23 protein-coding genes are annotated in these 24,532 nt (G+C 68.7%); 7 read left to right on the forward strand and 16 right to left on the reverse strand.

Going from position 1 to position 24,532, the window contains the following annotated elements; genetic code table 11:
* Window positions 1-91 precede the first annotated feature (91 nt).
* Both NL126_RS07760 and NL126_RS07765 read left to right on the forward strand, forming a co-directional pair.
* Entirely contained in the window at window positions 92-2,509 is a 2,418-nt protein-coding gene (locus NL126_RS07760) for an alpha/beta hydrolase-fold protein (RefSeq protein ID WP_255198349.1), read from the forward strand.
* Between the two features lie 128 nt (window positions 2,510-2,637).
* Window positions 2,638-4,920 (forward strand): prolyl oligopeptidase family serine peptidase, encoded by a 2,283-nt coding sequence (locus NL126_RS07765; RefSeq protein WP_255198350.1) that lies wholly within the window; start codon window positions 2,638-2,640, stop codon window positions 4,918-4,920.
* 153 nt (window positions 4,921-5,073) lie between these two features.
* Here NL126_RS07765 and thrC read toward each other — a convergent pair whose 3' ends face one another.
* Together thrC and NL126_RS07775 are read right to left on the reverse strand one after the other, a co-directional pair.
* Window positions 5,074-6,381: a threonine synthase gene (gene thrC, locus NL126_RS07770; RefSeq protein WP_255198351.1), complete on the reverse strand. Its 1,308-nt coding sequence runs from the start codon at window positions 6,379-6,381 to the stop codon at window positions 5,074-5,076.
* Window positions 6,382-6,442: 61 nt separating this feature from the next.
* Window positions 6,443-6,682, reverse strand: coding sequence for a DUF8001 family protein (locus tag NL126_RS07775; protein WP_255198352.1), 240 nt, complete (start codon window positions 6,680-6,682; stop codon window positions 6,443-6,445).
* A 127-nt stretch (window positions 6,683-6,809) separates the two neighbouring features.
* Between NL126_RS07775 and NL126_RS07780 the strand changes: the two genes are divergently transcribed.
* Window positions 6,810-6,968 (forward strand): DUF7331 family protein, encoded by a 159-nt coding sequence (locus NL126_RS07780; RefSeq protein WP_255198353.1) that lies wholly within the window; start codon window positions 6,810-6,812, stop codon window positions 6,966-6,968.
* A 30-nt stretch (window positions 6,969-6,998) separates the two neighbouring features.
* Here NL126_RS07780 and NL126_RS07785 read toward each other — a convergent pair whose 3' ends face one another.
* On the reverse strand, window positions 6,999-7,346 hold the full coding sequence (locus NL126_RS07785; protein ID WP_255198354.1) for a winged helix-turn-helix transcriptional regulator: 348 nt from the start codon (window positions 7,344-7,346) through the stop codon (window positions 6,999-7,001).
* Between the two features lie 120 nt (window positions 7,347-7,466).
* Complete coding sequence (locus NL126_RS07790; RefSeq protein ID WP_255198355.1) at window positions 7,467-7,847, reverse strand: helix-turn-helix domain-containing protein; 381 nt, start codon at window positions 7,845-7,847, stop codon at window positions 7,467-7,469.
* 118 nt (window positions 7,848-7,965) lie between these two features.
* Here NL126_RS07790 and NL126_RS07795 point away from each other — a divergent pair, with 118 nt between their 5' ends.
* Window positions 7,966-9,831 (forward strand): endonuclease/exonuclease/phosphatase family protein, encoded by a 1,866-nt coding sequence (locus tag NL126_RS07795; protein WP_255198356.1) that lies wholly within the window; start codon window positions 7,966-7,968, stop codon window positions 9,829-9,831.
* Window positions 9,832-9,916: 85 nt separating this feature from the next.
* Window positions 9,917-10,384: a DUF6789 family protein gene (locus tag NL126_RS07800; RefSeq protein ID WP_255198357.1), complete on the forward strand. Its 468-nt coding sequence runs from the start codon at window positions 9,917-9,919 to the stop codon at window positions 10,382-10,384.
* Here the strand turns inward: NL126_RS07800 and argF are convergent.
* The 10 genes from argF to NL126_RS07850 all read right to left on the reverse strand — a co-directional run bounded on the left by argF (window position 10,381) and on the right by NL126_RS07850 (window position 20,322).
* Entirely contained in the window at window positions 10,381-11,271 is an 891-nt protein-coding gene (gene argF / locus NL126_RS07805) for an ornithine carbamoyltransferase (protein WP_255198358.1), read from the reverse strand. The two genes, NL126_RS07800 and argF, sit on opposite strands and share 4 nt — an antisense overlap.
* Entirely contained in the window at window positions 11,268-12,314 is a 1,047-nt protein-coding gene (locus NL126_RS07810) for a [LysW]-lysine hydrolase (protein ID WP_255198359.1), read from the reverse strand. Before NL126_RS07810 ends, argF begins: the two co-directional genes overlap by 4 nt.
* Window positions 12,314-13,441: an aspartate aminotransferase family protein gene (locus NL126_RS07815; protein ID WP_255198360.1), complete on the reverse strand. Its 1,128-nt coding sequence runs from the start codon at window positions 13,439-13,441 to the stop codon at window positions 12,314-12,316. Before NL126_RS07815 ends, NL126_RS07810 begins: the two co-directional genes overlap by 1 nt.
* Entirely contained in the window at window positions 13,438-14,271 is an 834-nt protein-coding gene (locus tag NL126_RS07820) for an acetylglutamate/acetylaminoadipate kinase (protein WP_255198361.1), read from the reverse strand. Before NL126_RS07820 ends, NL126_RS07815 begins: the two co-directional genes overlap by 4 nt.
* A 21-nt stretch (window positions 14,272-14,292) precedes the next feature.
* A complete protein-coding gene (gene argC, locus NL126_RS07825) occupies window positions 14,293-15,330 on the reverse strand; it encodes an N-acetyl-gamma-glutamyl-phosphate reductase (RefSeq protein WP_255198362.1) in 1,038 nt (345 codons plus the stop codon).
* Window positions 15,327-16,199 (reverse strand): lysine biosynthesis protein LysX, encoded by an 873-nt coding sequence (gene lysX, locus NL126_RS07830; protein WP_255198363.1) that lies wholly within the window; start codon window positions 16,197-16,199, stop codon window positions 15,327-15,329. Before lysX ends, argC begins: the two co-directional genes overlap by 4 nt.
* A gap of 26 nt (window positions 16,200-16,225) precedes the next feature.
* Window positions 16,226-16,390: a lysine biosynthesis protein LysW gene (gene lysW, locus NL126_RS07835; protein ID WP_255198364.1), complete on the reverse strand. Its 165-nt coding sequence runs from the start codon at window positions 16,388-16,390 to the stop codon at window positions 16,226-16,228.
* A gap of 192 nt (window positions 16,391-16,582) precedes the next feature.
* The gene (gene argH / locus NL126_RS07840; RefSeq protein ID WP_255198365.1) at window positions 16,583-18,037 is read right to left on the reverse strand and encodes an argininosuccinate lyase; all 1,455 of its coding nucleotides are present in this window, start codon (window positions 18,035-18,037) and stop codon (window positions 16,583-16,585) included.
* Between the two features lie 4 nt (window positions 18,038-18,041).
* A complete protein-coding gene (locus NL126_RS07845; protein WP_255198366.1) occupies window positions 18,042-19,277 on the reverse strand; it encodes an argininosuccinate synthase in 1,236 nt (411 codons plus the stop codon).
* Window positions 19,278-19,572: 295 nt separating this feature from the next.
* Window positions 19,573-20,322, reverse strand: a complete 750-nt coding sequence (locus tag NL126_RS07850) for a DUF7345 domain-containing protein (protein WP_255198367.1) — start codon at window positions 20,320-20,322, stop codon at window positions 19,573-19,575.
* 84 nt (window positions 20,323-20,406) lie between these two features.
* On the opposite strand from NL126_RS07850, the gene NL126_RS07855 reads away from it, so the two are divergent.
* Window positions 20,407-20,574: a DUF7554 family protein gene (locus NL126_RS07855; RefSeq protein WP_255198368.1), complete on the forward strand. Its 168-nt coding sequence runs from the start codon at window positions 20,407-20,409 to the stop codon at window positions 20,572-20,574.
* Between the two features lie 24 nt (window positions 20,575-20,598).
* Entirely contained in the window at window positions 20,599-21,084 is a 486-nt protein-coding gene (locus tag NL126_RS07860) for a 2'-5' RNA ligase family protein (protein ID WP_255198369.1), read from the forward strand.
* Here the strand turns inward: NL126_RS07860 and NL126_RS07865 are convergent.
* A complete protein-coding gene (locus NL126_RS07865; RefSeq protein WP_255198370.1) occupies window positions 21,081-23,303 on the reverse strand; it encodes an ATP-dependent DNA helicase in 2,223 nt (740 codons plus the stop codon). The two genes, NL126_RS07860 and NL126_RS07865, sit on opposite strands and share 4 nt — an antisense overlap.
* A 253-nt stretch (window positions 23,304-23,556) precedes the next feature.
* On the reverse strand, window positions 23,557-24,516 hold the full coding sequence (locus NL126_RS07870) for a cation diffusion facilitator family transporter (protein WP_255198371.1): 960 nt from the start codon (window positions 24,514-24,516) through the stop codon (window positions 23,557-23,559).
* Between the last annotated feature and the right edge of the window lie 16 nt (window positions 24,517-24,532).

The following is a 24,532-nucleotide window of genomic DNA, read 5'->3' on the forward strand; positions in this document are numbered from 1 at the left end:
ACGGGCGTCCGCGGTGGGCTCTGGAGGGGGTAATGAACCACGGGCAATTGCAGGCTGAACCCCTTTGGGGCTGGACTTCGAGGGTGGGACAATGTCAGAGGACGCTGCGGACGCGCCGGCGCCCCGTCCCGGGCCGGACGCGCTGTACGGCGAGAACCCCACGCCACCGATACTGGAGAACGGGGCGGGGTGGACGGCCGACCCGCTTCTCGTCTCGGGATGTGACGCCTACGTCGACGGGGAGTATCTCTACCAGGATTTCGTCTACGACGACCACGGCGCAGACACCCGCTCGTTCATCGCGGAGCCACCGAGCGGCGCCCAGAGCGTCGGCGGCATCTATCAGGTGCCCACGGGGGACGTCTACTACCCGAACGACCCGGAGCGGTACGCGTACAACGCGGCGGACTTGCTGGAGTTTCGCGCGCGCCCCACCGAGGAGGGCGTCGCCTATCGCATCACGCTGAACACGATGCTCGATCCGGCGGCGGCTGCCGTCGCCATCGGCATCGACACGTCTGGGACAGGCGATTCGAACGGCCGGACGGACTGGGGGTACGGGCTGGGTGACCTCGGCGCACCGGCGGACCACGTCCTCGTGACGTGGGGCGAGGGCGCAGAACTCGACGGCGAACCCGTCGCCGCCGACGCGGTCTCCGTCGACGTAGAGCGCAACCAGATCGAGGTGGAGGTGCCGCTCGACCCCGCAGACGAAACGTGGCGCCACTACTGCGTGACGGGGCTGTGGGACGCCGACGCCCACGGGTTCATGCAGGTCGGCGGGGACGTGACCGAGACGACGCCGGGCGGATCGAACGGCGACGACGTCCCGCCGGTGTTCAACGTCGGCTTCCGGTTCGACGAGCCCTGTGAAGCGAACTTCGACCGGCACAACATCCACGGGGAACTGCTTGGGCTGCTGTTCGCCGCGCCCACCAACATCCAGCAGCTCGTCGCGGACGTTCCCAGCCTCCTGGGTGACCTCGCAGACCCGCTGGGGCTGTTCTCGGGATCGGGCGGTGCGCGCGACCTCCTCGACAGCATCGACGACCCGTTCGCGCTGCTGTCGGCCATCGACGTCCCCGACGCGCTCGACGACCAGCTCTGGCGGGCGCTCGGCCGGGGGACGTGGCGCGACCACGCGCAGGCGCTCGGCCTTCGGGACCGCGACATCTCCTCTTTTTTCGCGGATATCGACTTCGCGACGCTCCGAGCGGGCACGACGACCCGGAACGTCCCCGAGTCGGGACACCTTGACCTGCTGTACCCCTCCCGGTACGACTTCGGCGAGGGGCTCGACCCCGCGCACAACACGTTCGAGGGACGCATCCAGCCGTACTCGGTGTACGTTCCCGAGTCAGTCGACCCCGACGAGCCTGCGCCGATGGTGCTCCTCCTGCACTCGCTCGGCTGTAACCACAACGAGTACGAGGTGTTCATGCCGAAGCTCGTCGAGCAGCTCGCGGCGGCCCAGGACGCCATCGTGTTCACGCCCGAGGCGCGCGGGACGGCGACGTGGTTCCAGCGCGAGGGCGAACTCGACGTGTTCGAGGCGTGGCGCGACCTCGAAACCCGCTTCGAGATCGACCGCGACCGTGTGTCGGTGGCGGGCTACTCCATGGGTGGGTTCGGGACGCTCCTACTGGCAGAAAAACACCCCGACCTGTTCGCCCGCGGCTTCTCCATCGTCGGCACGCCCGCGGAAGACCCGCTGGAGGGGACGACCGACAGCCTGTTCGGACTCCCCAAGAGCCTCACGGGCGGGCTGTTCGGCGGCGCGGGCGGCGGCGACGTACTCACCATCTTCACCGAGCGCCCGGAGAACGCGCTGATGATAACCGAGAACCTGCGGAACGTCGAGCTGCTGCTGTGGAACGGTGCGGGCGACGCGCTCGCGCCGCTGCTCGGGGTGGGCAACTACGCCCGCCGGCTCTCCGAGCAGGGCTACCGCCACCAGCTCGACGTGTTCCCGACGACGCACTTCCTGCCGGCGGTGTTCGACAGCTGGGAGCGCGGCGCCGACTACCTCGCCGAGGGACAGGCCGACCACCATCCGAAGCGCGTCACCTACCGGCGCGTCCCGCGGTTCGACTACGACGACCTCGGGCTCGTCCACGACGGCGCCTACTGGGTCGACGAGATCGAGCTCCGGATGGGCGACAACGCGTTCGTCAACGCCATCTCGTACGCCGACGGCTACGCCGAGCCCGACGCCGACACGTTCCAGCGGACGGGCGCCAGCCCCCAGCCGTACGTCAGCCGCGGTGTCGAGTGGACCGACCCCGACCCAGCCGCCGTCCGTGGCCCCGAGAACGCCCTCGAACTGAAGCTCCGACGCGTCGAGTCCGTGACAGTGTGGGTCGAGACGGCCGGGCTCGACCCAGAGGCCGACCTCACCGTCGAGGTCGACAGCGACGGCCCGGCGACCGTCACGCTCGCGGGCGCGTTCGGTGACCACCCGGTCAACGTCGAGCAGGGCGACACCGTGACGACCGTAAACCTTGGGTAGGGGGTTCCTACCGGCCGCATTCGACTAGTTCCATCGTGTGTGAGTTGTGTGAAAACTCGGGTGCGGAACCGTCCTCACACATTGTTACTGGGTAAATGCATTTATTGTTTGAACTCGTCCCATGTGGCATGTCAGCGGATGACGCCGGGCCGTCCGGAGCCGACGAGGTCGTCGCCTCCACTGCTCCCCGTCCGGGCCCGGACGCGCTGTACGGCGAGACGCCCCGCCCACCGCTCCTCGAGAACGGGCCGGGGTGGGCGGCCGAGCCGCTCCTGGTCTCGGGGTGTGACGCGTACGTCGACGGGGAGTATCTGTATCAGGACTTCGTCTACGACGACCACGGCGCCGACACCCGCTCGCTGCTGAGCCGACAGCCTTCCGGGGCGGAGAAGATGTGGGGGACGTTCGCCCAGCCGACGGGCGACCTCCACTACCCGAACGACCCGGAGCGGTACGCGTACAACGCGGCCGACCTCCTCGAATTTCGTGCGCGCCCCACAGACGAGGGCATCGCCTACCGCATCACGCTGAACACGATGCTGGACACCGATGTCACGGGGGTCGCCATCGGCATCGACACCTCCGGTGCGGGCACGCCCGAGGACGGCCGGACGGACTGGGGGTACGGGCTGGGTGACCTCGGCGCACCGGCGGACCACGTCCTCGTGACGTGGGGCGAGGGCGCCGAGTTGGACGGCGAACCGCTCGCCGACGAAGCGGTGTCGGTGGATCTGGAGCGCAATCAGCTCGAGGTGGAGGTACCGCTCGACCCCGGCGAGGAGACGTGGCGCCACTACTGCGTGACGGGACTGTGGGACGCCGATGTCCACGCGTTCCAGCGGGTCGAGGTCGCCCCCGACTACCGGACGCCGGGTGGGCGACGCTCCGGGCAGGACGTGCCCCCGGTTTTCAACGTCGGCTTCCGGTTCCACGAGCCGATGGCGCCGCCGGACCTCGACCCGACCGCGCTCCCGATGAAGCTGTTCGACGTACTGACCGCGGGGCTCCCGAGCGTCCTCGGCACCGGGAACTGGCGCGAACACGACCAGGCGCTCGCGCTCCGCGAGCGCGACATCTCCTCCTTTTTCGCCGACATCGACTTCGCCACGTTGCGGGCCGGCGAGACGGTCGAACACGTCCCCGAGTCGGGGTATCTCTCGCTGCTCTATCCGTCCCGGTACGACTTCGGTGAAGGCGTCGACCCCGCCCACGACCTGCTCGAGGGGTGTATCCAGCCGTACGGCGCCTACGTCCCCGACGACAACGACGGCACGGAGACGCCCCTCACCGTCCTCCTGCACTCGCTCGGCAACTGCTACACCCAGTACGCCGTGTACACCCCCAACCTCCTGCAGGAACTCGGCGAGGAACACGGGAGCATCGTCCTGATGCCGCAGGCGCGCGGCCCCGGCCTCTGGTACAAACGCGAGGGCGAACTCGACGTGTTCGAGGCGTGGCGCGACCTCGAAACCCGATTCGAGATCGACCGCGACCGCGTCTCGCTCGCGGGCTACTCGATGGGCGGGTACGGCACCTTCGTCCTCGCCGCACAGTACCCCGACCTCTTCTCCTCCGGCTTCTCCGTGGTTGGGCCCCCGACCGAAGACCCGCTGGAGGGGGCGACGGGTGGGATGGTGGCGCTTCCCGCACTGCTCACGAGGGACCTGTTCGGCGGGCGGGGTGGGGGCCGGGTCCGCTCCATCTTCAGCGAGCGTCCCGAGGACGCCCGCTACGTCACGGACAACCTCCGGCACGTCCCCCTGCTCGTGTGGAACGGCGGGGCGGACGTGCTCGTGCCCGTGCTCGGCCCGCTCGGCTACGCGCGACGGCTCCGCGAACACGGCTACCGCCACGAACTCGACGTGTTCCCGTTCGAGGGGCACCTCACGATGGCGATTCGCGACCGCTGGGACCGTGCGGCCCGGTTCCTCGACGCCGGTCGTGTCACGCGGTCACCCGCCCGCGTGACCTACCGGCACGTCCCCGAGTTCGACCACCCGGACGTGGGGTTGGTCCACGACGGCGCCTACTGGGTCGACGACATCACCGTCACCGACGCGGCACATACGGGGCTCGTCGACGCAATCTCGCTCGCCGACGGCTACGGGGAGCCCGTGGTCGACGAGTTCGTGGGCGCGGGCCGCTCCCCGAACGTCCACAAACGCCGGGGCGTCCACTGGAAGTCGCCCGTCGAGACGCAGCCCGCCCGCAACGCGCTGCAGGTCAGCCTGGAGGGCGTCGAGACGGTCACGCTGTGGGTCGAGGACGCGGGACTCGACCCCACCGACGAGCTGACGCTCGCCGTCGACAGCGACAGCGCGGCGACGGTGACGCTCGCCGGCTCGTTCGGCTATCGGGAGGTCGAGGTCCCCGAGGGTGCGTCGGAGACGACGGTTCGGCTGGCAGTGTGAGCCGTCGGCGAGAAGACACGCCACCGGGGGCTGCTGGGCCTGTCGTGGTCGCCATCGAACTTCTTCGACCAGCTGGCCGTCACCGTACCGGTCGTCGCTGGCGACCGGGTGTACGTCGGCGGCGACCGCGGTGGGTTCGCCGCACTCGCCCGCTCAGCGTAGGTTTCGCAGCTTCCCGAGCAGGCCGCCGCTCCCGGAGACGTCCTTCCCCGCGAGATGTTTGAGAATCTTGTCCGTGTCGTTCGGGACGCCCTCCGGGTCGCGTCCGGCCGCGGCGGCGGCGTCGGGGTCCTTCAGCAGGTGGCCGGTCGTGAGACAGACGACGTCCTCGCCGGCGTCGATCTCGCCCCGCTCGCGGAGCTTTCGCAGGCCCGCGACCGACGCAGCGGACGCGGGTTCGACGCCGATCCCCTCGCCGGCGAGCGCGCGCTGTGCGTCGGTGATCTCCTCGTCGCTCACGGCGACTGCCGTCCCGTTCGTCTCGCGAATCCCCGGGAGCGCCTTCGGCGCGTTCACGGGGTTGCCGATGCGGATGGCCGTCGCGATGGTCTCGACCTCGTCCCAGCGGCGGGTCTCGTCGTTGCCTTCCTCGATGGCCTCGACCATCGGGGCGGCCCCCTCGGCCTGCACGCCCGTCAGTTTCGGGACGTCGCCGGGTGCGAGGTCGCCACCCTTGACGAGTTCACGGAAGCACTTGTAGAGCGCCGCGGTGTTGCCGGCGTTCCCCACGGGGAGGACGATGCGGTCGGGGAACCGCCCCTCGTCGGTGTAGAACTCTTCGAGGATTTCGAGGCCGATGGTCTTCTGCCCCTCCAGGCGGAAGGGGTTGAGCGAGTTGAGGAGGTAGGCCTCGCCGCGGTCCGCGAGGTCCTGCACGCGGTCGAGGCAGGCGTCGAAGTTGCCGTCGACTTCGAGGATGGTGGCACCGTGTAGGCTCGCCTGCGCGATCTTGCCGGCGGCGACCTTTCCTTCGGGCAGGAGCACGAGCGTTTCGAGCCCGGCACGGGCGCCGTAGGCCGCGAGCGCCGCCGAGGTGTTGCCGGTCGAGGCACACGCGAGGCGGTCGACGCCGAGTTCCTGTGCCACTCGCACCCCGACGGTCATCCCGCGGTCCTTGAACGAGCCCGTGGGATTCATCCCCTCGTGTTTGATGCGGAGGTTGCGGACGCCGAGTTCGTCTTCGAGCCGGGGCGCGTAGTGGAGCGGCGTCGACCCCTCGGGGAGCGTGACGCCCTCCTCGAAGGGGAGCGCGGCGTTGTAGCGCCAGACGCCGTCGCCCTCGAACTGGTCGAACGTCGGGTACGAGTCGTAGCGCGCCTCCAGCAGGCCGTCGCACTCCGGGCAAGTGTAGACGATGTCGTCGAACGGTGGGAGGTCGTGTCCGCACTCGATACAGGTGAGCCAGACCCCGTCGGCGCCGTCGGGGGCCTCGGGCCGGTCAGGGAGCGTCAGGTCAGCCATTGCCGGATGTCGCCGCGCCGCGAGCAAAAAGGGGGCGGTTGCGGCGGGCGTGTCGACCGTACTACGTCTCGCCGCTCGCGGCGTAGCCCTGTCGCTCGATACAGGCACGCATCTCGGCCTCCTCGGCGTGTTTGTGGAGCCGCGTCGGCGTGTCGCAGTAGAACGTCTCGCCGTCGAACCGGAGCGCTACCTCGCGGATGTCGCCGAGGAACTCCGTCCGGACGATGACGCGCTCGCCGTCTTTCAGCCGTGCCATGAGCTCGTCGAGTTCGAACTCACCTGCGTCGACGGTGATAGCCATACCGGGGTGACACCGGGAGCGACCAAATAGCCGTCGTCGCTGCGTCAGCCGCGCGTCTGACACATGGTAACAGTTAACGTCCTCCATGCAGACACGTAACCCAACCACGGCGCCGCCGTGTGGACCAATGGCACCTGTAGACACCGACGATACGACCGACCTGCCCGCAGACCGCCGAGCCGCCGGACTGGAACTCTCCGACGGGGGGTATCTGGTGTACGACCCCCGGAACCACCACGCGTGGGTCGAATCAGACCGCCCCCACGACCTCGACCGACACCGCTAGCGTGTCGTAGTCGGCGGCGTATCCCCGGACTCAGGCCGGGGCGGCGAGGTGCGAGCGCCCCCACTCGCGCATCTCCTCGATGACCGGTTGGAGCGACTCGCCGCGAGGGGTCAGCGCGTACTCCACCCGGAACGGCTTCTCGCTCACCACCGTGCGCTCGACGAGGCCGTACTCCTCTAAGTTCTCCAGCGAGTCCGACAGCACCTTCGAGGAGATGCCGTCGACCGCGCGCTTCAGGTCGTTGAACCCGCGTGGCTTGTCGAGCAGTCGGTGGATGATGACCGGGTGCCACTTCTTGCCCAGAACGGTCGCGGTGGCGGTGATGGGACACCAGTCCTCGCCCGCACACCACACTTCCAGCGGTGCGTCGTCCGTCATAGGTCTCCGATGGCTCGCACCGGGCATAAGGTTACTCGCGGAAATCCGGTTACCACGCACAACCGCATTACTGTTCGCTACGTGCCGCTTGCTGGTCGCCGGGTACGGCCCAAAGGTGTCTCAGGTCTCGGGGAACTCGTCGATGCGCTCGTGGACGTAGGCGGCCCACTCGTCGAGCGTCTCGTGCATCAGGTCACGAGCTTCGTCGCCGGGCGTGGCGGTGTACTGGTAGACGTGCCCGCCCGAGTCGAGCAGGCGGCGTTCCCGGCGGGCGAGGCCCTTCTCGCGGAGCGTCGACAGCGACCGGTTGACGTTCGAGCGGTCGCGGTCGAGGATGTCGGCCAGCTCCGAGACGGTGCTCCCGGGGTGCTCCCGCAGGGTGAGGTACGTCCGAACCTCGTGTTCCTGCACGCCGAACACGCAGGCCAGCACCTCCTCGAAGCCCGGCTCCTCGTCTAGCATCAGCTCACGGAAGCGGCCGGGGTCCGGGTCGGTTCGCATGTCTCTCGGTATGGGGTTCGGCGTCTTGAATCCCGCCGTTACCACGGACTCACCCCGCTCGTGTGGCTCGTGTGCCCACCCTCCCGATTTTTCACCCCATCGGGCGCAGGCGGTGGGTATGTCATCGACAGCAGGGGTTCGCTCCGCGGCCTCCCGGGAACCGCTGGTCCTCTTGCGCGCGTCGCTCGCCGTCGCGCTCCTGCTCGTCACGCTGACGTATGCCGTCACCCGCGTGTTCGTGCTGAACTTCTCGACGGCGGGGCCGAACGCCACCGCACTGCTCGCGCTGTTGCTGGTGACGGGGTGGACGCTTCTGGTTCCGTTTTCCTCTCGTCTCACATCCGGCGCCCGCGAGCAGTTGCTCGTGGCGGTCGCCGCGGGCGGGGTCGCGTTCTCCCTGCTCGGCGGGCCGGTCGTCGCGCTCGTCGGTGCATCCCTGACCGGGCTCGCGCTTACGCCCGTACTGGCAACCGACGCCGCCCGACTCGACGCGCGCGTGGGCATCGCGTTCGCGCTCGGCCTGCTCCTCGTGCTGGCGCTCCGCGGGCTGACAGGTGCGGTTTCGGCGTACGCGACGCTCGTGGGTGGCGGTGTGCTGGTCGCGTTTCTCCTCGCGCTCGGTGGGGCGACGGTCGCGCTCGGTGACGGCACCCAGCGAAACACGGTACCGACGCTCGCACCGCTGTTCGTCGCGCTGTTCCTCGCGGCGCTCTGGCTGGGGTTCCCGACGGTCACGGCCCGCTGGGTCGGCCACCCCTATCCGTGGGCCGTGGGGCTCTCGGCCGTCGGCCTGCTCGTCGGCGGTGGCTGGGTGGCGTACCTCGGCGCGCCCGGTCGCCGGGGCGCGCTCGCGTGGGGCCTGTTCCTCGTCGGGGCGATGGCACGACTGCTCTCCGTCGAGACGGTGCCGGTCGTCGGCCTCCCGCTCGCGACGGCCGCGCTGGTCGTCCTCGCGTCGATCGGTGGCACCGGCAGCCAGCGCCCGCGTCGCGCGGGGCTCACGGTGAGCGGCGCCCAACTCCTCGCGCTCGTGGCCGTCGTCGGGTTCGTGCTGGCCGTGAACTGGGCGTTCATCCCCGGCGTCGGCCCACTCCTGCGGGGACTGGAGCCGGCACTCGTCCTGGCGCTCGCCGCGCTCGTCGGGGCGACGGCCGTACTCGCCGTCCGTGGGCGTCCCGACCCGACCGAGCCGACCGGCCTCGACGGCACCCGCCGGGCGCTCGTCGGCGGGGTCGGGGCCGGCCTGCTGGCGCTCGTCGGCGGCTACCTCCGGCGGCCGACGTCCGGCGCGACGCCAGACAGACTCCGGGTCGCCACGTACAACGTCCACCAGTTCTTCGATTCGCGGGGCCGGTACAACCTCCGGGCGGTCGCCGACCTGTTCCGGGGTCGTGGAATCGGAATCCTCGGCCTGCAGGAGACTGAGGGCGCGCGCATCACCTCCGGAAACGTGTTCGGGGTGCGGTGGCTCGCCGCGGCGCTCGGCTACCACTACGCACCGGGGCCGGAGGCCAGCGTCGGGGGGTACGGCGTCTCGCTGCTCTCGGCGTGGCCCATCGACGAGGCGGAGGTGGTGGAACTCCCGACCGACGACACGGTGACGCGCCCAGCGCTGCGCGCGACGGTCGACCACCCCGACGGCCCGATTCCCGTCGTCGTCGCGCACCTGGAGGTCGACGGCGAGGTGCGGATTCGACAGGCTCGGCGGGTGCTGGAACTCGTCGAGGACGCCGAGGCGGCGGTCGTTCTCGGTGACTTCAACGCCACGCCGGACGAGGCGGTCGTCGACACCATGACGGCGTCGTTCACCGATTCCTGGGCCGCCGTGGGCGACGGTCCCGGCTACACGTACAGCGCGTCGCGCCCGTACCAGCGCATCGACTACGTGTTCGTCCGCGGCTTCGAGCCGACGGCCGCGACGGTGTTCGGGAGCGCCGACGAGTCGGACCACCGGGGCGTGAGTACGTCGCTCGACCGGGCCTGAGGCGGTCGTGTGCATGTGCGACTGGGTCGCACGGCCGCCCACACCCGCCGCCGCTTTTCTCCATACCGTCGATGCTTCGGCCGCGATGGCAACCGAGACACGACAGCGAACCGGATTCGAACTCGACGAAGCGTGGCAGGGCGGGGTCGTCGCCGGCCTCGCCGGTGCCACCGTCATGACCGCCGTGATGCTCGTGATGGGAGCGACGCCCGTCATCGCGGGAGCGATTCCCGGCCTCTACACCCTCGCTCCACCGGCCAATCCCGTGGCCGGGGTTATCATCCACCTCTCGCACGGCGCGATACTCGGCGTCGTGTTCGCCGGGGTCGTCAGCGCCGCCGGCATCACCGACGCGCGAACGACGGTCGCCGTCGGTATCGGCTACGGCATCGTGGCGTGGGTCGTCCTCGCGGCGCTCCTGATGCCGCTGTGGCTCTCGGCAGTCGGGTTCCAGAACGCGCCGCCGTTCCCGAACGTCGCCGTCCCGAGCCTGCTGTGGCATCTGGTGTACGGCGTGGTGACGGGGGCGGTGTTCACCGCTGTTCGCCCCTAACGAAGGAAGGTCAACAGCCCCTTCTGGGCGTGCAGTCGGTTTTCGGCCTGATCCCAGACGAGCGCGTCATCGCTCTCCAGAACGTCGTCCGTTATCTCCTCGCCGCGGTGCGCCGGCAGACAGTGCATCACCTTCTGGCCGGAGAGCAGCTCCGAGTTGAGCTGGAAGCCGTCGAACGCTTCGAGTTTCTCGGCGCGCTCGTCCTCTTGCCCCATCGACACCCAGACGTCGGTGTAGACGACGTCCGCGTCCGCGACGGCGGCCTCGGGGTCGTTCGTCACCTCGGGTGCGTCACCGAGTTCGGCGGCGCGGTCCATCGTCTCGTCGTCCGGCTCGTAGCCCGCGGGTGTCGCGACGGTGAGGTCGATGCCCGTCATGGCCGCGCCCCGAACGAACGACTGACAGACGTTGTTACCGTCGCCGACCCACGCGACGTCCACGTCGAAGTCGCCGAACGTCTCCTGAATCGTCAGGAGGTCGGCGAGCGTCTGGCAGGGGTGGGCGTCGTCGGTGAGGCCGTTGACCACGGGAATCGTGGCGTACTCGGCGAGTCCCGTCACGTCCGCGTGGTCGAACACGCGGGCCATCACCACGTCGACGTACCGCGAGAGGACGCGCGCCGTGTCCCGGATGGGCTCGCCGTGGCCCAGGTGGATGTCCTCGGGACCGAGGAACAGCGCGTGCCCGCCGAGCTGAGTCATCCCCGTCTCGAAGGAGATTCGGGTGCGCGTCGAGGGTTTCTCGAAGATCATCGCCAGCGACTGGCCCGCGAGAACCGGGTGGGCCTTCCCGCGCTGGGTGCGTTCCTTCAGGTCGGTCGCGCGCGTGAGGACGTCCGCGAGGTCGTCACGCGAGAGGTCGTCGATGTCGGTGAAGTGCTGGGTCATAGGCTGTCTGCCACCTCCTCAAGAACCGCGACCGCGCGGTCCAGGTCACCCAGGGGCAGGTGCTCGTCGGGCGCGTGGTCGAGGTCCGAGTCGCCGGGGCCGTAGGTCGCCATCGGGCAGTCCCACTCCCCGGCGAAGATGTTCATGTCGCTCGTGCCGGTCTTGCGCAGCAGGCGGGGGTCGCCGCCCGCGTTGCGGATCGCCACCCGAAACGCCCGGCCGACGGGGTTGCGCGGCGACTGCATCGTCGGGCGCACCTGGTCGTTCCAGTTGACGTGTCCCCCCTCCAGAACGCCGTCGGCGAGTTCGCGCACCTCGTCGCAGGTCATCGACGGCGGCACCCGGAGCTGGACCTCCAGCGTCGCCTCGACGGAGAGCCCGTCGTCGCTGGTGCCACCCTGGATGTTCACGGGCTTGGCCGTCACCTGCTCGAACACCGGCTCGTAGGGGTCGTTCTCGAACTCCGCCTCCACCCGAGACCACCACGAGATGGCGTCCTGGATGGCGTTGTTCTCGGGCCGGGAGGTGTGGCCCGACTCGCTCGTCGAGACGTACGTCCCCTGCAGGATGCCGCGATACCCCAGAGTCACGCCGTCCCAGCCGGAGGGTTCGCCGTTGACGACGGCGTCCGGCGCGTCGCGGTCCTCGACGAGGAACCGAGCGCCACGGGAGTTGACCTCTTCCCCGACGACGCCGACGAACGAGACGCCCGTCCGAACGGCGGCGACGGCGAGCGCGGCCAGCGGCCCCTTCGCGTCGACGGAGCCGCGACCCCAGAGTTCCGACTTCTGGTCACTGTCTTCTATACGAACGGGAATGTCGCCCGGGACGGTGTCGATGTGCGAGGTGAACAGCGCGCGGTCGTCGGCGGGCGCACGGACGTTGCCGACCTCGTCGAGCCAGACCTCGCGGTCGTGGGCCTCGAAGAACTCGACGAGGCGTTCGGCACACTCCCGTTCTTCCCCCGTAGGTGAGGGAATCGAGACGAGGTCGTACAGCAGGTCACGTGCCTCGGTGTCCGCCACCGCGGCTGCGTCGCTCATCACGTCACCACCTCGGCGAGGGCATCCACCACGGCGTCGGCGTGTTCCTCCGCCATGACGAGCGGTGGGAGCAGCCGCAGGACCGTCCGGCCCGCGGGGAGCGCGAGCACCTGGTGTTCCAGCGCGAGGTCACGGAGGTAGCGGTTCGCCCCCCGCTTCACCTCGATGCCGACCATCAGGCCCTGTCCACGAATCTCGCGCACCTCGTCGCCGAGCGCGGCTTCGAGTTCCCCGCGGAGGTACTGGCCCATCTCGTCGGCGTGGGCGGGAATCTCGTCGCGCTGGAGTACGTCGAGCGTCGCGCCCGCCGCCGCACACGTCACGGGATTGCCCGAGAACGTGGAGCCGTGGTCGCCGTGCTGTTCGGCGACCCAGTCGCGGACGAGCGTCGCGCCGATGGGGAGCCCGGAGCCGAGCCCCTTCGCCGTCGTGAGGATGTCCGGGACCACGTCGTGGCCCTCGCAGGCCCACATCGACCCGGTGCGGCCGAGCCCGGTCTGAATCTCGTCGAGAATCAGAGCCGCTCCCGCGTCGTCGGTCGCCTCGCGGACGGCCTGCAGGTATTCGGTCGACGCGGGGTTGATGCCGCCCTCTCCCTGCAGGGGTTCGAGGATGACGGCGGCGGTCTCGTCGTCGACGGCCGCCCGTACCTCCTCGCTGTCGCCGTACGGGACGAACTCGACGCCACCTGCCAGGGGTTCGAACGGCTTCTTGTACTTGTCCTTCCACGTCGTCGCGAGCGCGCCCATCGTGCGCCCGTGGAAGCCGCGGGTCGTCGCAACGATCTTCGAGCGACCGGTGGCGGCGCGGGCGAACTTCAGCGCCGCTTCGTTGGCCTCCGTCCCCGAATTACAGAGCCAGACGTTGTCGATGTCGCCGGGTGCTACGTCCGCGAGCTGGTCGTAGAGGGCCGTACGGGCGGCGTGCGGGTACGACGCCTGCACGTACATGAGCTCCTGCACCTGCTGGGTCGTGGCCTCGACCACGTCGGGGTGGCAGTGGCCGACCGGCACGCAGGCGTAAGAGGCGCCGAAGTCGAGGAATTGGGTGCCGTCGGTCGCGGTGAGGGTCATCCCCTCGCCGGACTCGATCTGGATGGGTTTCTCCGAGAAGACGAACCCACTCATTGGTCACCCCCCTCCGCCAGCGATTCGGGGTAGATGTGCGTCCCACCGCCACCGACGGCGCTCGTGATGGGTGCGTCGGCGTTGGCGCTGGCGACGACGACCTCCTTCGCGCCCTGCTCCAGGGCCTCGGTCGCGGCCATCACCTTCCGGGTCATGAACCCCTCGGCAGCCTGTTTGAGCCCCTCGTACTCGTCGGGGGTCTCGACCGATTCGATGCGCGTGCTGGGGTCGTCGGGGTCGGCGTAGACGCCTTCGACGTCCGTGAGGACGACGAGCGTGGCACCGAGCGCGCCCGCAATCGCGGCGGCAGCGCGGTCGGCGTCGGTGTTGACTGCGACGCCGTCGTCCGCGAGCATCGGCGGAGACGCGACCGGCGTGTACCCGCCTTCGAGCAACCGCTCCAGCAGGTCGGCGTTCACGTTCTGGATGGTGCCGGAGTGGTCGCCTCGACGAATCTTCTTTTTTCCATCTTCGACGACCCGGACGGCCGATTTGCGCTTGCCGGTCAGCAGGCCGCCATCGACGCCGGAGAGGCCGACGGCGTCGACGCCCGCCTCACGGAGTCCGGTGACGAGGTCGGTGTTGACCTGCCCGGCCATCGCCATCTTGAACACGTCCATCGTCTCGGCGTCGGTGAATCGACCGACGACACCGGACGGAGTTTCGACGTACTCGGGCTCCATGCCCATCCGTTCGAGCGTGTCGTCGACCGCCGTCGAGCCACCGTGGACGACGACGAGCGGTTCGTCGTCGACGAGCTGTGCCGCGTCGCTGAGGGCGCCCTCGGGGTCGACCGCGCGGGCACCACCGATCTTGACTACTACCGTCATGAGTATGAAAATCTGCGTCTGTCAGGGTGCGCCCACGGGGTGCAGCCCCGTGAACTCCAGTCCGGCCGTCTCCTCCAGGCCGAGCGCGATGTTGGCGGCGTGGACCGCCTGGCCCGCGCTGCCCTTCATCATGTTGTCGATGGCCGAGAAGACGACCAGCCGCTTGTTCGTCGGGTCGAGTTCGAACCCGACCTCTGCCATGTTCGAGCCCGCGACGGCCTTCGGCTCGGGGTAGCGGTAGACGCCCCCACCACCGGAAGCCATGCGGACGAACGGTTCGTCTTCGTAGCTGCCACGATAGGCGCCCCAGAGGTCGCCCTTCGAGACCGGGCCGTTCGGGAAGACGTGACAGGTCGCGCTCGCGCCGCGGATCATGTCCACCGCGTGCACGGTGAAGGAGACCGAGAGCCCGAGGTACTCCTCGATCTCGGCCTCGTGGCGGTGGCCCGTCGGCGCATAGGGGCGGACGACACCCGAGCGCTCGGCGTGCGAGGAGGCGTCGCCGCCGCCCGCACCACCTTCAGAGGAGCCGACCTTCACGTCGACGACGACCTGTTCGTCGCCCTCCAGAATCCCGTGTTCGAACAGCGGGAGGAGGCCGACGATGGTCGCCGTGGCGTTACAGCCGCCCGCGGCGATGAGGTCGGCGCCGGGGAGGTTCTCGCGGTTCACCTCGGGGAGCGCGTACTCCGCGTCGGCGAGGAGTTCCGGGCGCTCGTGGCCGTCGTACCACTGGTCGTACTGTTCTTCGGTCGGCAGGCGGAAGTCCGCCGAGAGGTCGACGACCGTGTCGGCGGCGTCCTGAAACGCGTCGATGTGCTGCATCGACACGCCGTGGGGCGTCGCCGCGAACAGCACGTCCACGGATTCGAGGTCCTCCGGGTCCGAGAAGCGCAAATCGAGGTGGCGGAGGTTCGGGTGGGTCGACCCCACCGTCTTGTTCGCCTTCCCGCGCGAGGTCGCCTGTGCGATTTCGAACTCGGGGTGGCCGTCCAGCAGCCGGAGCAACTCGCCGCCGGTGAAGCCGGAGCCGCCGACGACGCTCGCCTGGAGCGTCACGCCGGCACCTCCGCGTCGAGGCCGAGTTTCGCGCGCTCTTCGAGCCAGTCGACGACCGTGCCCGGAACGTCGACCTCGGCGACCTCGTTGAGCGCCTTGAACTCGACGGTGTGGTTCACCTCGTGGACGGTGTACGAGTCGCCCGTCTCCATGAGGTCGACGCCCAGCAGGCCGCCGCCGACCGCGTCGGAAGCCTTCTTGACGAGGTCCGCCATCTCGTCGTCGATCTCGATGTGTTCGGTCTCGGCGCCCTTCGCGGCGTTCGTGAGCCAGTGGTCCGACGAGCGGGCCATCGCCGCGACGGGCTCGCCGTCGGTGGCGAGCACGCGGATGTCGCGGCCGGGCTTCTCGACGAACTCCTGGACGTAGAACACCTTGTGCTCGTAGTGGCCGAGCGTCTCCTTGTGTTCGAGGATGGCCTCCGCCGCATTGCGGGAGTCGACTTTCGCCATCAGGCGGCCCCACGAACCCACGACGGGCTTGAGAACGCAGGGGTAGCCGAAGTTCTCGATGGCCTCCATCGCCGACTCCTTCGTGAACGCCACGTCGGTGTTCGGCGTCGGGACGCCGGCGTCCTGGAGGACGAGGCTGTTCCGTGCCTTGTCGGCGCAGATGGCCGCCGTCTCCGGGTGATTGACGACCGGCACGTCGTAGTGGTCGGTGAACCGGGTCACGTACCGCGACCGCGAGGTCGCGAGACAGCGGTCGACGACGAGGTCGAGGTCCTCGAACGCCGCTGGCGGCTCTGCGATGTTGAACCGCTCTTTCCGGACGTCGATCTTCTCCACCTCGTGGTCGCGCTCGCGCAGCTCCCGGAGCAAGAGCTTCTCGTCCCGGCGGATGCGCGAGTAGAGCATACCTATCTGCATGATATCACCTGCGCCGAAGCGCGTGGTTATTCGCCCCAGTCCTCCTCGAGTTCGGGTGCCGTGTCCAGCTCGAGGGGGTCCGTCGAGAGCACCTCGAGTTCGGCACCGCAGGTCGAACAGTCAACGATCTCTCCAGCTTCGAGGTCGTCGTGCAGGGTGAGTTCGGCCCCGCACTCGATGCATTCTGCCATTGTACCTCGTACTCACGGCCTCACGGACTTAAACCCATCGAACTTATCAAGTAATTAACAATGCACAGAGCGGCTGCTGATGGCAAAAACAGCGTCGAAACCGTCGCAAATGTTTCCTATATCAGGATTATGTCAATAGTCCCCGGCGGGGACGGTGGGAGTCCCGGTGGGCCGCGTCGCTGGGGCCAGCGCTCAGCCATACGTCGCCACCTCCTCACGGAGTGCGTCTGTTGCGGCGTCGAGCGCCTCGCGGCGCGTGCCGACGGCGGTCTCGGCCTCCGCGATGTCCGCGCTCACCCGTTCGAGCGCGGCCGCGACCGACTCGGGGGCGGGGCCGCCGAGCGAGTCGCGCGAGGCGACGCTCGTCTCGGGGTCCAGCGCCGCCTCGACGGCGGTGGGGTCGACGTATTCGCCGAGTTCACCACCCAGCACGTCTTCGACGGCGGCCTCGACGGCCGCGAAGTCGCCACCGTTCTCGCCCGCGATGGCTACGACCTCGTGCGCCGTCCGGAACGGGAGCCCCTGCATCGCCAGCAGGTCCGCGATTCCGGTCGCCGTCGAGAAGCCGTCGGCGGCTTCCTCGGCCAACAGGTCGGCGTTCCACTCGGCGGTCGCCACGGCACCGGCGGCGACTTCCGTCGCCTCCAGCACCGCATCGACCGCGTCGAACGCGTGATTGTGCGCCCGCTGGAGGTCGCGGTTGTACGCTCTCGGGAGTCCCTTCAGCGTCGTCAGGAGGCCGTTCAGCCCCGCCGAGGCGTCGCCCGCCGACGCCCGCACGAGTTCGAGCGTGTCGGGGTTCTTCTTCTGGGGCATGATCGACGAGGTCGACGAGTAGTCGTCAGAGAGGTCGACGTACCCCTTGTTCGCGAAGATGACGAGGTCCTCGGCGATGCCCGAGAGGTGCGTGGCGAGCGTCGCGGCGGCGGCCGTCGTCTCGGTCAGGAAGTCGCGCGCTGACGACGCGTCCATGCTGTTCTCGACCACCTCGTCGAAGCCGAGCAGGGCCGCGACCCGCTCGCGGTCGATGTCGAACGGCGTCCCCGCGAACGCGGCGCCGCCGAGCGGCGAGCGGTTGGTGCGGTCGAACGCCGCGACCAGCCGCTCGGTGTCACGCGCCAGCGCCGACTCGTACGACAGCAGGTAGTGTGCCACAGTCGTGGGCTGGGCGGGCTGGAGGTGCGTGTAGCCGGGCATCACCGTCTCGGTGTGGCCCTCCGCGACCGAACACAGCACCTCGCGGAACCCGATGACCGTCTCGGCGAGCTCGAGGATATCTTCCCGAAGGCGGTGGCGCAAGCAGGTGGCGACCTCGTCGTTCCGGGAGCGGGCGGTGTGCATCTTCCCGCCCACGTCGCCGATGCGCTCGATGACCGCCGTCTCGATGGCCGCGTGGACGTCCTCGCCGTCGGGTAACTCTGCGTGGCCCGCCTCCTCGACGGCGTCGAGTGCGCCGAGGATGTCGGCGGCCTCGCTCTCGTCGACGATGCCCTGTTCGGCGAGCATCACGACGTGCGCGCGGTCGACCTGCAGGTCCGCACGGAAGATGCGTTCGTCCGACGCGAGCGAGGAGAGGAACCTGCGGGCAGGGCCGCCGCTGAAGCGCTCGCGGCGGACCACGTCGCTGCTGGGTTCTTCCTCGCTCATCGGCTCACTCCGCGTCCTCTGTCTCGCCACCGTCGGTGACGGGCGCGGACTCCTTCGCGTGCTTCATCGCACGGTTCGCCAGGCGCTCCTGGAAGCCGTGGTACTTCGCGACGCCCGTCGCGTCGTTCTGCTCGATGTCGCCCGTCACGTCCTCGGTGTTGAACGACGCGGCCTCCGCGGAGTAGACGGCGTACGGGGAAGAACGCCCGACGACGCGGGCCTGTCCGCCCTCGAAGCGAATCGTCACGGTACCCGTCACGCGCTCGTTCGTCTTCGCGATGAACGCCTCGAGCGCCTGCACGAGCGGGCCGTTGACGAGCCCCTGATAGCCCTTCTCGGCCCACTCTTGGTCGATCTGCGTCTTGAACGAACGCTCGTCTTTCGTGAGGACGAGGCCTTCGAGCCCCTCGTGGGCGTTCAGGAGGGTCGTGGCGGCGGGGTGCTCGTAGTTCTCGCGGACCTTCAGGCCGAGCATGCGGTCCTCCATCACGTCGGTACGGCCGACCCCGTAGGAGCCGGCGAGCTCGTTGAGCGTCTGGATGAGTTCGACCGGCTCCATCGCCTCGCCGTTCAGCGCGACGGGGTAGCCTTCCTCGAACTCCAGTTCGATCTCCTCGGTCTCGCCCGTCGGGGCGGTCGTCCAGTCGTAGATCTCCTCGCCGGGGACGTAGCTCGGCTCCTCCAGCTCCTTCCCCTCGACCGAGCGGGACCAGAGGTTCGTGTCGATGGACCAGTCGCCGTCGTTGCCGGCTTCGACGGGGAGGTTCTTCTCCTCGGCGTACTCCTGCTCCCAGTTGCGGGTCAGGCCGAGTTCGCGGACGGGGGCGATGACCTCCATGTCGGAGTCACGCCAGACCGCTTCGAACCGGAGCTGGTCGTTGCCTTTCCCGGTACAGCCGTGTGCGAGACCCGTACAGCCCTCCGCGACGGCGACGTCGAGGATGGCCTGTGCGATGACCGGGCGTGCGAGCGCCGTCCCGAGCGGGTAGCCCTGGTACGTGGCGTTCGCGCGGACGGCGTCGAGACACAGGTCGGCGAACGCGTCCTTCGCGTCGACGATGTGGACTTCGAGCCCGAGCGCCTCGGCCGTCTCCTCGGCCTCGGCGAACTCTTCTGCTGGCTGACCGACGTCGACCGTGACGCCGATGACCTCGTCGTAGCCGTATTCCTCTTCGAGCAGCGGGACGCAAACTGTGGTGTCGAGACCGCCTGAGAAGGCGAGTGCGACTTTCTCTGTCATTGTGTTGGTGTGGTGTGTGTGTACCGCCGGTACCGGGCGGTGGTTCGTTGGAAGCGAGCGACCGTCGGAGTGAAAATGTGTTTAGTGGGCCAGGAGGCCCGGTCGCGGTCGTCGCACAGCGTGACGCGAAGCGTCACGGAACAGGCGAACGGGCGAAGCCCGTGAGCCTGCAGGAGCGAGGGCACCGTCGCTGGCTGCGGGCGAGCCGCGACGCGAGACGGTGCTCGTCATGTACTTGCTCGTAACCCGAGAGTGGTATTAAAAGCTTGCGACACTGCAACCCTTTCCGAGCCTGCTAACGCCCCACACGGCCGAACCCGACGACGAGGAGCACCACCGGGACGAGCGCGACGGCCGCGGCGAGCGCGAACGCCGCCAGCCCCTCGCTCGTGATGGGTGCGACCGTCGCCGTCCCTTGCTGTGACCCGCCCCCTGACGCCGACACCGTCGCGGTCGTCGGTCCCTCGAACCGGATGAAGAACGCGGAGAGGTCTGCGTCTTGCCCCCAGTAGGCGCTCGACTTCAGCGCCCGCGAGGGAGCCGGCGTCGTCGAGACGCGGGTGTACGCGTCGGGCCCGGCGACGACGAGCGTCCGGTTCACCTCGAACCCCGACTGGAACGGCTGGCGGAGTTCGAGGATGTTGAACTTCGTGTTGACGGCCGCGACGTTCGACCACGACCCCTGCACGCGGACGATGCCGGTTCCGTTCGTCTCGGTGACCTCGATGGTCACCTCGCCCGACTGCACCTCGCGGCCGCTCGCGTCCGCGGCGAGTGACGCCCCGCGGTCGAGTCGAGCGGCGACCTGCTGGCGGTGTTGCTGCTGACGGCTCTCGTTGCTCGCGATGGCCTCGAACGCCGCAGCTTCCGACTCGTTCGAGAGGTTGTAGCGGTCCTCGACGACGACCGTCGCGTCCCCGTTCTCGGCGAGCTGGACGGTAAAGGAGTGGCCCGTGGTGTGGACCGCGGCGACGGGCACCACCGCAGATGCGAGCACGACCCCGACGGTACACAGCGCGAGTACGGCAGCGACGAGACGGCGCATTCGTCCGGACGTTACCCGAGACGAGCATAAAGTCGTTGCCGGCTCGGCCCAATCGTTTAAGCCGCAGCCGCGAGCACTGCGAGTATGGTAGACGCTGAGGACCTCCTGAAGGTCATTCTGGTACTGGTGATTATCTGGATCGGGCTCGAAATTCTCGGGGAGATCGTCGGATTCCTGTTCGGCCCGTTCTCCTCGATCCTCGGACTGGTCGTCATCGTACTCATCGTGCTGTTCCTACTCGACAGGATTTAACGTCCGAACTCCGTCTCCCCGAGCGTGTACAGCGTCAACGTCCCCGTCCCGAGCGAGGTGACGCGACTCGCGGTCGGCCTCGCCTCGAACTGCATCACCGCCGAGCAGCGGCGGGGACACACGCTCGTCGCCAAGCGCCTCCCCGACGAGCGGTTCGAGTCGATGACGCGCCGCGCCCGTGCCGCGCTCGAAGGCACCCCGCCCTTCGCCGCGCGGGTGTCGGGCATCGACCTCTTCCGAGACCCACCCTCGGGGAAGGCCCCGGTCGCGTACCTCGTCGTCGAGTCGCCCGAACTCTACCGGATTCACGAGACGCTCTGTGAGGTGTTCGACCCCGTGCCGGGCTTCGAGGGCGACGAGTACGACCCGCACGTCACCATCGCCCGCGGGGGCGACGCTGCCGACCTCCTCGGGCGAGACATCGAACCGTTCGAGTGGACGGTCGAGCGACTCGCGTTCTGGCATCCGGGTCGCGAACTCGAAGTCGAGACCGTGGCGTTACCTGCCTAGGGCTGCGGCGGCTCTCCCTCCCACGCGTCCATGTCGGAGTAGAAGTTCAGCATCGCGTACTTGAGTTTCCCGGGGCCGATGTCGATGTGTTCGGTGCGCTCCTCCTCGGGGAACGACCGGTACACCGAGTAGTCGCCCAGTTCGGCGGCGTTCGACGCCGTGTACCGCTCGTCGACGAGGATTCTGACCCCGAAGTCCTCGGGGTTGCGCACGACGCGACCGAGCGCCTGCCGGGTCTTTCGGACCGTGGGCACCTCGACGGCGTACTCCCAGCCCTTGTCCTCGTCAGCGTGGGACGAAGTCCCACGAGCATCCGGGCGTAGCCCGGATGCGCCGCCGAAGGCCGTCGCGTAGGCGTTCTGCACCGCCTGCATCCGGTCGTCGAGATGGGGATAGGGAACGCCGACCACCGCGACCGTCCGCGCGTCGTCGTCGTCGTAGCTCACGCCCTCCGCGAGGGTGCCCCACAGCGACGTGAAGAGGACGGCGTTCTCGTCGGCGACGAACTCTTCCTTGAGCTCCTGGGCGCGGACGCCCGGCCGGTCGAGGTACGGGGTGGCGTCCGTCTCGACCTGGTGGAAGTAGCGTTCGGCTTCGGCGTAGGAGGGGAAGAACGCGAGTGTGTTGCCGGGCGTCATCTCGACGGCGTCGGTCAGGACCTCGGTGATAGTCTCCTGCATCCCGGGGTCGTCCCGCTGGCTGGCGAACAGCGCGGGTGTGTCGACCGCGTAGGTGCGGCGGCGCTCCGGCGGGAACTGCTCGCCGAACGCCATCGTCAGCGGCCCGTCCTCGTGGTCCGTCCCCACGCCGAGCACGTCCTCGACCACGTCGAACGGGCGGAGGGTCGCACTCATCAGCACCGACGCGTAGAGTTCCTCGAACAGCGGTTCGGTCACCTGCCGCGGGATGCAGGTGTAGAGTTCGGCACGACCGTACACGCCGCTCTCGTCGCGGCGCACGGAGACGACGGGGTAGGTGCCCGCCGCCGCGGAGCCTGACATCCACTCGTCGATGAATCCCGACGCCTGCAGGACGCGACACTCCTTTCGCGTGGTGGTCTCGCCCTCCTTGTACTGTTCCTGGTACTGCTGGTCGAGCGCCGCCCCGAGGTTCAGCGCCTGCTCCAGGTCCTGCTTGTAGCCGGGGCCCTCGTAGGCGTCGAGGAACGCGAGCGTCAGGTCGTCGCGGCCCTCCTCGTTGTCGACGGTGATGTCTTCCCAGGTCTCGTCCAGGGTCTCGCGTGCGCCGATGCCGAGCCCGTCGTCGTACACCGCGCGGAGTGCCTCGCGGTACGCCGCCACGACGCGTTCGGTCGCCTCGACGCGGTAGTCGTCCACCTCCTCCAGTTCGTCGAGCGCACCGTCGAGGGTCGTCTCGGTCAGCTGGCGGGTCGCGTGGTCGCGGGCGGCGGACTCGATGTTGTGCGCCTCGTCGAACACGGCGACCACGTCTTCGGGGTCGCGGCCGAGCCACCGGAAGAACTGCTCGCGAATCATGGGGTCGAGCAGGTGGTTGTAGTTGCAGACGACGAGGTCGACGCCCTCCATTCCCTCTTTCAGTAGCTCGTACCCGCAGAACCCCTGTGCGTGCGCGTACTCGTACACGTCGTCGGGCGTCCGCACGTCGTCGTACAGCCACTGGTAGAACTCGTCGGTATCGCCGGTGAGGTTCGCGTAGAACCGCTCGCAGACGTTCCCCTCGTCTATCGCCTCGACGCCCTCCTCGACGGCCTCCAGTTCGTCCATCACCGACGACCGGGCCTTGGCGGCCTGCTCGTTGCCGTCCTGTGCGGCGTCGAGGAGTTCCTGCTGGCGGCGTTCGAGGTCGGTGAGCTCCTGCTCCTGTTCGACGAGCTTGCGGGTCGTATCGCGCAGCTCCTGGCACTCCTGGTAGCCCACGTCGATGTGGCACATCGACCCCTTCCCGCGGAAGACGACGGTCCGAATCGGTTGCTGGCGGGTGATGGCCCGTGCCTCCGCGATGAACTGGCGGGTCTGCTGGTGGACGTTCGTGGTGATGACGACGGTCTTGTTCTCCTGCTCGGCGTATTCGAGCGCTGGAACCAGCGACGCGAGCGTCTTCCCGGTCCCGCACGCGCCCTCGAACAGCACGTCCCGACCCTCGTCGAGCGCGTCGTGGATGCGGCCCATCGCCTCCCGCTGGTGGTCGTAGGGGGCCTCGTACGGGAAGTAGCGGAGGAACGACGCCGTCTCTGACACGCCCAGGAGTTTGCCGCTCTCACCTAAAAGGATTCGCCGACCGCGGTGGAACTGATGGGCGAGGGTTCATATAGCGGAACGCGGCCACCGCCGTCGTGCCGTAGTCCCCCGACCCGGTCGGTCGAGGCGGTAGCGTGGCGCTTGCGCCACGGACAGTCTAGCGGTCCAGCCGTGAGACGACTGCGACGCGCCGGCCGGGAGCCACGCCACGCGTCGCCTGTTCGCCCCCCTGTGTCACGTCGAACGGTCGCAGCTACTCCTCGTCCTGCACCTCGGGTTCGATGTACACCTTCGAGACGTCCTCGTCGGCCGTCATGATGGTCTCCTCCAGGTCCGTGATGTGGTCGTCGATCTCCTCGGTGTCGAGGTCGGGGTCGAACGCCACGTCGGCGGTGACGATGACCTTGTCCGGACCGAAGTAGACGGTCCGGAGGTCCACGACCTCCGTGACGCCCGATGCGTTCGTCACCAGCGCCCGGATCTCTCGTTCGTCGGCGTCGGGCAGCGACTCGCCGAGCAGGAGGCGCTTGTTCTCCCACGCGAGCGCCGCCGCGAACCCCATCAACATCACGCCGATGAGGAACGCCGACACCGCGTCGAACAGCGGGTTCCCCGTGACCCGCGAGAGGAACACGCCGAACAGCGCCAGCCCCGCGCCGCCGATGGCGATGGTGTCCTCGGTGAACGCCGTGAGGACGGTGACGTTGGCGGTCTTCTTGAACGCCTCGCGGTAGCCGGACCAGTCGTTCTCGCGGATCTCGATCCGCATCGCGTCGTTCGCCTTCTTCAGCGCGTACGCCTCGAAGAGGATGGCCCCGGCGAGCACCGCGTAGTTGACGTAGACGTTCGGCACCGTCGCGCCGACGACGGGAATCGTCACCGTCCCCGAACTGATGGGGTGGGGGTTGACGATGGCGTCGTAGCCGTGTTTCAGCGACTCCCACCCCGCGATGCCGAACAGCAACACCGAGACGAGAAACGAGTAGAAGAACTGCGCCTTCCCGTAGCCGAACGGGTGTTCGCGCGAGGCTTGCTTCCGACCGTAGAAGATGCCCACGAGGAGAAACACCTGGTTGCCAGTGTCGGAGATGGAGTGGTACGTCTCGGAGAGCATCGCGGGCGAGCCCGTGAGGAGATACCCCCCGAACTTCAGTATCGCGATGGCGCCGTTCGCGAACAGCGCGGCGAGGACGACGGAGACACTGCTTGCCATACTCGGCGTGCACACC

Source organism: Halorarius litoreus (assembly GCF_024362405.1).
In the GTDB taxonomy this organism is placed as follows: domain Archaea; phylum Halobacteriota; class Halobacteria; order Halobacteriales; family Haloarculaceae; genus Halorarius; species Halorarius litoreus.

What these genes read in the sequence shown, in the direction of transcription:
- NL126_RS07760 (WP_255198349.1), top strand. Translation starts at nt 92, where the DNA reads ATGTCAGAGGACGCTGCGGACGCGCCGGCGCCCCGTCCCGGGCCGGAC.
- NL126_RS07765 (WP_255198350.1), top strand. Translation starts at nt 2,638, where the DNA reads ATGTCAGCGGATGACGCCGGGCCGTCCGGAGCCGACGAGGTCGTCGCC.
- thrC (WP_255198351.1), bottom strand. Translation starts at nt 6,381, where the DNA reads ATGGCTGACCTGACGCTCCCTGACCGGCCCGAGGCCCCCGACGGCGCC.
- NL126_RS07775 (WP_255198352.1), bottom strand. Translation starts at nt 6,682, where the DNA reads ATGGCTATCACCGTCGACGCAGGTGAGTTCGAACTCGACGAGCTCATG.
- NL126_RS07780 (WP_255198353.1), top strand. Translation starts at nt 6,810, where the DNA reads ATGGCACCTGTAGACACCGACGATACGACCGACCTGCCCGCAGACCGC.
- NL126_RS07785 (WP_255198354.1), bottom strand. Translation starts at nt 7,346, where the DNA reads ATGACGGACGACGCACCGCTGGAAGTGTGGTGTGCGGGCGAGGACTGG.
- NL126_RS07790 (WP_255198355.1), bottom strand. Translation starts at nt 7,847, where the DNA reads ATGCGAACCGACCCGGACCCCGGCCGCTTCCGTGAGCTGATGCTAGAC.
- NL126_RS07795 (WP_255198356.1), top strand. Translation starts at nt 7,966, where the DNA reads ATGTCATCGACAGCAGGGGTTCGCTCCGCGGCCTCCCGGGAACCGCTG.
- NL126_RS07800 (WP_255198357.1), top strand. Translation starts at nt 9,917, where the DNA reads ATGGCAACCGAGACACGACAGCGAACCGGATTCGAACTCGACGAAGCG.
- argF (WP_255198358.1), bottom strand. Translation starts at nt 11,271, where the DNA reads ATGACCCAGCACTTCACCGACATCGACGACCTCTCGCGTGACGACCTC.
- NL126_RS07810 (WP_255198359.1), bottom strand. Translation starts at nt 12,314, where the DNA reads ATGAGCGACGCAGCCGCGGTGGCGGACACCGAGGCACGTGACCTGCTG.
- NL126_RS07815 (WP_255198360.1), bottom strand. Translation starts at nt 13,441, where the DNA reads ATGAGTGGGTTCGTCTTCTCGGAGAAACCCATCCAGATCGAGTCCGGC.
- NL126_RS07820 (WP_255198361.1), bottom strand. Translation starts at nt 14,271, where the DNA reads ATGACGGTAGTAGTCAAGATCGGTGGTGCCCGCGCGGTCGACCCCGAG.
- lysX (WP_255198363.1), bottom strand. Translation starts at nt 16,199, where the DNA reads ATGCAGATAGGTATGCTCTACTCGCGCATCCGCCGGGACGAGAAGCTC.
- lysW (WP_255198364.1), bottom strand. Translation starts at nt 16,390, where the DNA reads ATGGCAGAATGCATCGAGTGCGGGGCCGAACTCACCCTGCACGACGAC.
- argH (WP_255198365.1), bottom strand. Translation starts at nt 18,037, where the DNA reads ATGAGCGAGGAAGAACCCAGCAGCGACGTGGTCCGCCGCGAGCGCTTC.
- NL126_RS07845 (WP_255198366.1), bottom strand. Translation starts at nt 19,277, where the DNA reads ATGACAGAGAAAGTCGCACTCGCCTTCTCAGGCGGTCTCGACACCACA.
- NL126_RS07850 (WP_255198367.1), bottom strand. Translation starts at nt 20,322, where the DNA reads ATGCGCCGTCTCGTCGCTGCCGTACTCGCGCTGTGTACCGTCGGGGTC.
- NL126_RS07855 (WP_255198368.1), top strand. Translation starts at nt 20,407, where the DNA reads ATGGTAGACGCTGAGGACCTCCTGAAGGTCATTCTGGTACTGGTGATT.
- NL126_RS07870 (WP_255198371.1), bottom strand. Translation starts at nt 24,516, where the DNA reads ATGGCAAGCAGTGTCTCCGTCGTCCTCGCCGCGCTGTTCGCGAACGGC.